At 67.3% G+C, this 9233-nt stretch carries 5 protein-coding genes; 3 read left to right on the forward strand and 2 right to left on the reverse strand.

The features are described from left to right. Positions 1–78 precede the first annotated feature (78 nt). Positions 79–882, forward strand: a complete 804-nt coding sequence (locus K2F54_RS10635; RefSeq protein WP_220605846.1) for a hypothetical protein — start codon at positions 79–81, stop codon at positions 880–882. A 259-nt stretch (positions 883–1141) separates the two neighbouring features. Here the strand turns inward: K2F54_RS10635 and K2F54_RS10640 are convergent, their stop codons facing one another. Together K2F54_RS10640 and K2F54_RS10645 are read right to left on the reverse strand one after the other, a co-directional pair. Then, the gene (locus K2F54_RS10640) at positions 1142–1798 is read right to left on the reverse strand and encodes a response regulator (protein ID WP_220605847.1); all 657 of its coding nucleotides are present in this window, start codon (positions 1796–1798) and stop codon (positions 1142–1144) included. Then, positions 1795–3468 (reverse strand): sensor histidine kinase, encoded by a 1674-nt coding sequence (locus K2F54_RS10645; protein ID WP_255576986.1) that lies wholly within the window; start codon positions 3466–3468, stop codon positions 1795–1797. Before K2F54_RS10645 ends, K2F54_RS10640 begins: the two co-directional genes overlap by 4 nt. Positions 3469–3631: 163 nt before the next feature. On the opposite strand from K2F54_RS10645, the gene K2F54_RS10650 reads away from it, so the two are divergent. Together K2F54_RS10650 and K2F54_RS10660 are read left to right on the forward strand one after the other, a co-directional pair. Beyond that, the gene (locus K2F54_RS10650) at positions 3632–5107 is read left to right on the forward strand and encodes a CitMHS family transporter (RefSeq protein WP_220605904.1); all 1476 of its coding nucleotides are present in this window, start codon (positions 3632–3634) and stop codon (positions 5105–5107) included. 517 nt (positions 5108–5624) lie between these two features. After that, a partial coding sequence (locus K2F54_RS10660) for a fibronectin type III domain-containing protein (RefSeq protein WP_220605849.1) occupies positions 5625–9233 on the forward strand: 3609 nt, incomplete at its 3' end.

Genomic DNA, 9233 nt, shown 5'->3' on the forward strand with positions numbered 1-9233 from the left:
GCATGGCCCGATCCGGCCATGCCGAGTTGGCCCGATCCGGCGATGAGGACGGCAGGCCTCCCGCTGTTTCCTAGTGGCATGAAAACATCAACCAGAACACTTCAGATCGACGCCCGCCTCAACGGCCCGCCCCGCAGCGCCAACGGCGGATTCGCCTGCGGCACGATCGCGCAGGCTCTGGGCGGCACAGCGAGCGTGCGGCTCATCCGGCCGGTACCCCTCGAGACGCCACTGGAGGTAGAAGCGGATGTCGACGGGCTCGTCGCCCAGGTGGTCGACCCGCGCCACCAACTCGTCGCCGAGGTGCGACAGGTCGACCCGTTCACAATGAGCCCGCCGGTCACGCCCGGGTTCGACGACGCGGAGGCGGCGCGTGCGTCAAGTCCGCTCCACGGCTTCCGCCACCTGTTGTCGAACTGCGTGGTCTGCGGGCCCAAGCGGACGGACGGCCTGCATGTCACGCCGGGGCCGCTGGCCACCCGCAGCGACGTGCTCGTTGCCCCGTTCCTGCCGCTCGAGCGGGATGCCACCGACGGCGTCGTGCATCCCGCCGCCGTCTGGGGTGCTCTGGACTGCCCCAGCTACCCCGCGACGTCCCTGCTCGACGGCCGGATCGGGCTCCTTGGCACGCTGGCAGCACACCGGAACCGCGACGTGCTGGTCGGTGAACGTCTCGTCGTGGTCGGGTGGACGATCGAGAACCACGGTCGATCGACCCAGACCGCCAGCGCGCTCCTCGACGAGCGCGGCATGGTGGTCGCGTCCGCTCGCGCAGTGTGGATCGAGCTCAGGCACCAGGGCTTGGTGCGGTTGGCAGGCCGTTTTCGCCAATCCTTCGCCCGCTCCAACCGCTCGGTTGAGGTCACCCGGCGGGGTCTTTGAGGGGTTGACTGCCTACCGGTCTCGTTGGTCGAGCGTGTCGAGACCAGGTGAGCTGCCTGCGGGCCACGCCCAACCCGTCGGTTTCTCGTTCGTTCGCGGACTTCGCACAGTCGCGGGCGCGAACGACTGTGCGAAGGCCGCAAACGAGCGGGGCATGGCGACTGCGTAGGCCGGCTCGCGGGGTCTCGACAAGCTCGACCAGCGACAGAGTCGCGTCGGGCGATGGGCTCAACGCGGTCGCAACAAGTCTTTCGAGGCATCAGCGCCGCACGCTGTACCGGTGCTCGGGCCGACCGGTCGAGCCGTAGCGCAGGGTCACGTCGACGTCACCGCGGGTGGCCAGGGCGGCGAGGTGCCGCTGCGCCGTGGCGCGGGACAGACCCGCCCGGTCGGCGATCAGACTCGCCGAGGTCTCACCGTCCTGGAGCAGGTCGATGAGCAGTTTCTCGGTGGTGGACCGCGACCCGGAGGCGACAGGCCCCTCCCGGCCGTGCAGCACCCGCTGGGCCTTGTCGATGGCCTCCTGGTCGAGCTGGCGGTCTTCGGCGGCCAGGGTGCGGAACCGGCGGTAGGCCTCTAGCCGCTCGCTCAGCCGCGCGGGTTCGAACGGTTTGATGAGGTAGTCCAGAGCGCCGGCGCGCAGGGCCCGGCGCACGGTGGCGCCATCCGATGCCGCGCTGATCATGAACGCGTCCACCTCGATCTCGGCGACGAACGCGATCCCGTCGCCGTCGGGGAGGTAGACGTCGCAGATGACGAGGTCGGGCCGCAGATCGCGCACGGCCGCACGCGCGGCGCGCACTCCCCGAACCGGCTCGAGGGCGGTGAAGCCGGGGCACGCATCCACGATGTCGCGATGCAGGCCGCCGACGCGGAAGTCGTCGTCGACGACGAGCACGGAAATGGTGTCGGTCATCGTTCTTCTCCTTGAGTTGGATACGCCGGCGCCCGCATGACCCCGGGCAGACGGGCGCAGAACACGGCGCCGCTTCCGCCCGGGCCGCCCACATCGGCCAGCCACACCTCACCGCCGAGCCGCGCCGCAATCTCACGCACGAGCGGCAGTCCGATGCCCCGACCGTGCACCGCGTCCGGGTCCACGTCCAGACGCGGCGCGTCGCTGAACACCTGTGTCTCGTCGGACACGCCCGGCCCGGAGTCGGACACGGTGAGAACGAGGGTGTCGCCGTCGTCAAGCAGCTCCACGTCCACCCAGCGGGGCTCTGCACCGTACACGGCCGCGCTCACCGCGTTGTCGACGAGGTTGGCGAGCACCGTGGCCACATCGGCGGGCGCCGCGACGACTCCGCGCACCAACGAGTCCGCGCCCACCGTCAGTTGCACGCCGCGCTCCCCGGCCTGCGCGGCCTTGGCCTGCACCAACGACACCAGGAACGGCTCGGTCAGGTGCTCCCCGGCGAACGGACCGCCGGGAGTGCGTGCCGCCTCCAGCACCTCGTCGAGGTAGTCCCGGGCGTCGGGCATGCGGCCGGCGTCCATCAGACCGGCCGTCACGTGCAGGCGGTTGGCGAACTCGTGCCGTTGCACCCGCAGAGCATCGGTCATCGACGCCACGGTTTCCAGGCGATCGGTGAGGGTCACGATGTCGGTGCGGTCGCGGATCACCGCGATCACGCCCAGGTGCCGATTCGCCCGCGACACCGGGTGGGTGTCGATGTAGACCACGTGCTCGGCGAGCACGACCGGATCGGCCGCATCCGCTGCTCGCCCACCCGTGGAGGGTGGTTTCGGGGCACCGACCAGGGCCGCGATCACCGGCACGGGCAGGGCGAGGTCGCGGATGCGGCGGCCGACCAGGTCAGGAATGCCGAGCAGCCGAGCGGCCGTCGTATTGGCCACGGTCACGACACCGTCCGGCCCGTAGGCGAGCACCCCATCCCCCACACCGTTGAGCACCGCCGCCTGGTTCTGCACCAGCGCAGACAGCTCTTCGGGCTGCAGGCCCAGGGTGAGGTGTTCGAGGCGGCGGCGGCTGATCAACGACACCACGGCGCCCAGCGCGAGGGCAACGGAGGCGGCCAACGCGACGCCCCCGAGCAGGAGGGGAAGCTCGTGGAACACACTGCTGGGCGCGAAACCGACGCTCACCTCCCCCACCGGCACATCCGAGTCGGGGTCACGCACGGGAACTTTCGCGCGGGCCGATTCGCCGAGGGTGCCCGATTCCCACGACACCGTCTCGCGCCCGGCCAGAGCCTCCGCGAACTCGGTGCTGACCACCTCGCCGAGCATCGTTGGATCGGGGTGGGCGAGGCGGATGCCGTGATCGTCGGTGATCACGATGAACAGCGCGCCGGTATTGGCCTCCGCCCCCGCCGCGAGAACGGAGAGCGGACCGCCGCGGAGGCTCGCGTTCGACGGTGTTCCCACCTCCGCAGACGCTCGGGCAACACCGGCGCGCACATCGGAGTCGGCGGCGACGGTGCGGGCGATCGACAGCGCGGAGGTCTCGGCCTCAGCGCGCAGCTGTTGCACACCGATCCCCACGAACACGCCGGTGCAGATCGCGACGACAACGGTCACGCAGGCCAGCTGCAGCAGCAGCATTTGCGTTGAGAACCGCATTTCGCCTCCTTGCGGCGCATCGAGCACAATGCGCACAACTAACGATATGCGCAATACGTGCGGCAAAGCGAGATACCGGCTGCGGCGCGTGCGGCCTGTCTAGGCTTCACACTCATCGCCACTAGACAAGGGAGTCTCTGTGCTCGTCATTCTCGGATTCACCATGATCCTCACCTTCATGGTGCTCATCATGACCAGGCGGCTCACGCCGATGGTCGCCCTCATCCTCGTTCCCACCATCTTCGGCCTCTTCGCCGGCGCAGGCCTGGGCCTCGGCGACATGATCATCGAGTCGATCGGCGATCTCGCCCCGACGGCGGCGCTGCTGATGTTCGCGATCATGTTCTTCGGCATCATGATCGATGTCGGGCTCTTCGATCCCCTCATCCGGTTCATCACCCGCTTTCTCGGCAATGACCCGGCCAAAGTCGTTCTGGGCACGGCGATCCTGGCCGGCGCGGTGTCGCTGGACGGCGACGGGTCCACGACCTTCATCATCACGACCTCGGCGATGCTGCCGATCTACCTGCGTCTGGGCATGAGCCCGGTGGTGCTCACCTGCGTGGCCGGCCTGATGAACGGCACCCTCAACATCGTGCCGTGGGGCGGCCCCACGGTGCGGGCCGCGTCGGCGCTGGGCGTGTCGCCCACCGACATCTTCGTGCCGATGCTGCCGTCGCTGGCGACGGGCCTCGTCGTCGCGCTGGCGTTCGCCTGGTTCCTGGGGCTGAGCGAGCGTAAGCGCATCGGCTCGCTCGAGTACTCCCCCGCTGCGCAGGCGGATGCATCGTCGGCGTCACCGAGCTTCGGCCGCAAGATTTTCGGCGGCAACCGCCTCGTGCGCGGCACGGACGTGCGGCCCGGAGCGGCCGCAACCCTCGACACCACCGGCATCCTCACGGTGCGTCCGGGCCAGCGGATGCCGGCCAGTCGCACGACACTCGCCGAGCAGCTGGTGCTCGAAGACGAACGCGACACCGCGATGGCCGACACCATGCTCAGCGCGGACCGGCCGACCCTCCGGCCCAAGCTGATCTGGGTGAACTTCGCGCTGACCGTGGCCGTGATGGTGCTGCTCGTGCTGGACATCATGCCGCTCGCCTACATCTTCATGGTGGGCACCGCGGTGGCGCTGATGATCAACTTTCCCAAGCTCCGCAGCCAGGCCGACGAAATCGTCGCGCACGCCCCCAGCATCGTCGGCGTCGTCTCGATGGTGCTCGCCGCCGGTGTGCTCGTGGGTGTGCTGAACGGCACCGGCATGGTCACGGCCATGGCGGACTGGGTGGTGCAGGTGGTGCCGGCCTCGATGGGTGAGTACCTGGCGGTCATCACCGGGGTGCTCTCCATCCCGATGACCTTCTTCATGTCCAACGACGCGTTCTACTTCGGCATCCTCCCCGTGCTCGCCGAGAGCGCGGCCACCTACGGCATCGACCCGGTGGAGATGGCCCGCGCCTCGATCATCGGTCAGCCGGTTCACCTGCAGAGCCCGCTGGTGCCGGCCATTCTGCTGCTGGTCTCGCTCGCGAACGTGAACCTCGGCGACCACCACAAGAAGGTGCTCTGGCGGGCCTGCGTGGTCTCGCTGGTGATGCTGCTCGTCGGTGTGCTGGTCGGCGCAGTTCCCTTCGGCTAAAGGGATGCCGCGGGTGTGAGCTGCGACACGGCTCACCCCCGCGGCGTCACCGTGTGAGCGCGGCGTATCCCCCATTACCTCGCTCGATGCTCGCTGTGATCTTCGAGGTCTGGTTTCGCCCTCACAACGTCGGCGATCTCTTCTTCCGGCCGCGGCGCAATAGTTTGATCGACCTCAAGCTCCGGAATGGACGACTCATCTGGGTCGGGAACGTGGTTCTGCGAGGAGTGCTCGAAATGGAGAGGCACGGTGCTCCTTCGGTCGGTGACACCGGAAGCGTAGGCGCTTGACCTGCTGGGCAGCTCAGAATCGCGAAGCGCGCGCGTCCGATTCGGTCCGCCGCAACCGCGCCCAGGCGAGAGAAAGCACAGTACAGGTGCGATATTCACCGCCGGACGTGCCTATTTTGGTGTTAAACATGCAGCGGGGCGCATACGACCACTAAGTTCTGACTTAGCGGCGAACCCTGATCCGCCATCCCCTGGTCTAAGCGGCTCTGCCGCGGAACGGTGATCGAATGCGCGCTCACGAATTCGGTGCTCTCCTGAGTCGCGCGGCGGCGACACTCACTGTCGCCGCGCTGATCGCCGTGTCGCTCGTCGCCGCACCGGGGATGGCGCAGGCCGCGAGCCTTCCCGATGTGCAGGCCATCGAGCCGACTCAGCCCCCGGACGCGCCGGTCATCGTCGATGTTGTCGGTGACGGACTCGCTGTGATGGTCTCCTGGCTTCCTCCGGCAGAATCCGCCGAGGTCGGTTCCTATGAGCTGGTCGCAGTCCCCGCGTCAGAGGGCACAACGGAGGCCTGTCCCGAACCGAGCACGGTTACCGCCACGGCTGATAGCCAGTCGACGGGTGCCTTCATCACTGGGCTGTGCGCGCAGGTTGCTTACACGGTGACGATGTCGGCGCTCAACGTTGTGGGCGCGTCAGAAACGTCGAATGAGTCCGATCTCGCAGTGCCGGTGGAGGTGCTCGCGCCGCGTGTGCCGGTGTTCACCGGTGCGCTGGGTCGCGAGGGGCAGGTGGTGGCAACGTGGGCTGAGCCGTCCTTCGACGGGGGCTCGCCTGTGACGGGCTACAACCTCACTGCTTCAGCCCCGGATGGCACGATCATAACCACAGCGGAAGCGGGTCCGACCGAACGGACGGCAACACTCGGTGGCCTCTCCAACGGCGTCGAGTACGCGGTCGCGCTAGTCGCCCTCAACCCGGCGGGGTCCTCCGCAGCAGCGTCGACAACCGCCACGCCTTCCGCCGCTTACTCCCCCGGCGCGCCACAGGGACTCACTGTCGTGCCCGACGGCGAGGGGGCGCTGAACGTCTCCTGGAACGTTCCTGCCGATGACGGCGGTGCCGAGGTGACGGGATACTCGATCGACTGGCAGCGCGCCGAGCAGGCCGAGGACGGCTCGTGGGTGTTGGTGAGTGGCGCCGAGAAGCACGCGCTGAGCGCCGGTGGCGATGAGCTTGGTGTGCGTGCCACGAGCTTCGAAGAAGAGAGTGCGTCCTACCTCTTCACCGTCACCGCGACAAACGCAGCTGGCGTGGGCGCGCCGGCGGCGAGCACGTCGGGCGCGAGCCCCACCGTCGAGGTCAAGGACCGCGTCATCGTCCTCGATGAGGGGACGGTGCAAGCGATCACCGGTATCAGCGCCGAGGGAATCGCCTGGGCGGAACCCGCTCCGGATCAGGTAACCGCACTCCGGGCGGGTGATGTGTTGGTCGCTGCGGCGACCGATCTTCTGCCGGGAGGGTTGCTCCGGAAGGTCGAGGCCATCGCCATCAGTGGCGGGGAGATGATTCTCACGACCAGCGACGCGTCGCTCACGGATGTCTTTGAGACGGTGTCGCTGTCGGCCGAGCTCGACGCAACCGCCGCCGACGGTGGCGCGGCGGGTGGCGAGACCCTTCCCGATGCGGCCGCGCGGATGGCGCCGCTGTCTGACGGCGTGCAGACCATGCGGATGGCCGAGCCCGGCCTATCGGCCGGAGTGTCCGCGACCCTGCGCAGCGCCTTCGGTTTGGAGAGGAATATCGGTGCCGTCCACTTCAAGGGGCAGGTGTCGGTCGAGGGCAAGGTCTCCTTGGACCTGGCAGTCTCAGGCGGCAACGCAACGGTCGAAGCGGCCGCCTCAGCCTCGTTCAACTTGGAAGGCGAGGCGGGGGTCTCCGGCGACAAGGAGTGGGAGATCGGAGAGATCAAGGGGGTCTCCTCGACCTTCTTCATCGGCCTTGTCCCGGTGGTTGTCCAGCCGAGGCTGCCGCTGTTCCTCACGATGGGCGGCGAGGTCACCATCGGTGTCAGCGCCTCGGCGACCGTCGGTGGTTCCATCGCGTGGGATTCGTCCCGGCCAGACGAACTCCGGGGCAAGGATCTCTCGCATCCGTTACAACTGAAAGCGACCCCGTTGGGTGCTGTCTCGGTGACGGGGAACGGTTACGTCGGGTTGAAGGCTTCGCCGATGGCCGCGCTGTACTCGTTGACCGGCCCCTCCCTCGTGATCGAAGCACGCCTGCAAGCGGACATCGACTTCGCCCCGGACGCGGGGAAGCCGTTCCTCACGGTCTCTCGTGAGTTGATCGTCAAGGCCGGCTTGGTATTCAAAGCCTTCGGCCAGCACGTGGAACTCGCCACGACCCTGTCAAAGACCAAGTCTGTCGCCTACACGATCGCCTCCCCTCCCACCGCCAAGTACGCCATCACACCAAGTCAGTCGGAAGTCGGGGTCGGTTCGTCCATCCAGTTCAGCGCGAAACGATCCGATGGGGTTCTCGAGACGAAGACCTGGGCGATCAAGGGCGGTATCGCCGGTGACAGGGTCACGTCGAGCGGCCTCTTCACCCCTGCTGAGCCCGCGGGGCGCTCCGTCACGATCGTCGCCGGCGATGGCACGGGAGCTTCCGGGTCAACGACGGTCCGTGTCGGCACGCTGTTCACTGCGCCGCGTAACCTGAGCGTTCGCGCCCAGAGCAGCGCGCTCGGCCTGGACATCTCGTGGGCGGCCCCCACCGCTACCGGGGACGCCGCGCTCTACCAGTACATCGTCCGCACCACACCGTCCACAGGGACGCACACCCTCGACGCGGACCAGACGTCGCTGTCAATCACCGAGCTCGGGAAAGACCGTCCGCTGACAGCGGGGACGTACACGGTCTCCGTCTACGCCACAAACCGTGTGGGGAAAATCTCGCCTGCCACCTCCAAGAAGCTCGAGCTCTATCCTCTGTGCACCATCTCGTTCACGAGCGATACGAGCAACAGCTGGGATGTTCCCGCGAACTGGGATAAGAACCGGGTGCCAGCAAAGGGCGACTGGGCTTGCCTGAACGGCCACGATGTGACGGTGGCGAGCGGCACAACCGCCTCGGTCGCAGGCCTCACAGCCGGCGCGGCGGTAACCATCAACGGGGTGCTCAATGTCAGCACCTACTTCTCTTCGACGCATTCTCTACTCGGCAGTGGCACATTCGAAGCCGGCACCACAGTCGAATGGGAACTCTCCGGGAATGTCTCGGTGAACGTGGTGAACCGGGGCGATCTGACCTTGATCGGTCAGGTCTACTTGGCGGAGGCAACGCTGACCAACCACGGCACACTCACCCTGACCGGCCACGCCTACATTTACCCCTACGACTCGCCAGACGAAAACGCCCTCATCAACGAGAGCAGCGGACGCCTCATCATGACCGCAGCCGAGGGCAACACCCCGCACATCGGCGTCCCGGTGACCAACCGGGGAACCATCGAGACAACCTCCGCATCGTTCGGCGACACACTCACCAACAACGGCACATTCACCATCCACCCGGATACCGACGCCGACTCCCCCACATACGTTCGCACCCTCGAACTCGGCACCGGATCGCTCTCCGGAACAGGAACTCTGTATATCTCGAACACAGTCGTCCCCACGAGCGGCAAAACGTTGTCTGCGCGAAGCGGTGCTTCCTACCGTTTGTCCCGCATTACGGGCGGAACACTGACACTTCCCGCCGGATCCACGACCTCCATGTCCTCGGCCAACCAGAACTATGACGTGGCAGCTGACGTGGTGAACCGGGGCGATCTGACCTTGATCGGTCAGGTCTACTTGGCGGAGGCAACGCTGACCAACCACGGCACA

Source organism: Cryobacterium inferilacus (genome assembly GCF_019599185.1).
In the GTDB taxonomy this organism is placed as follows: domain Bacteria; phylum Actinomycetota; class Actinomycetes; order Actinomycetales; family Microbacteriaceae; genus Cryobacterium; species Cryobacterium inferilacus.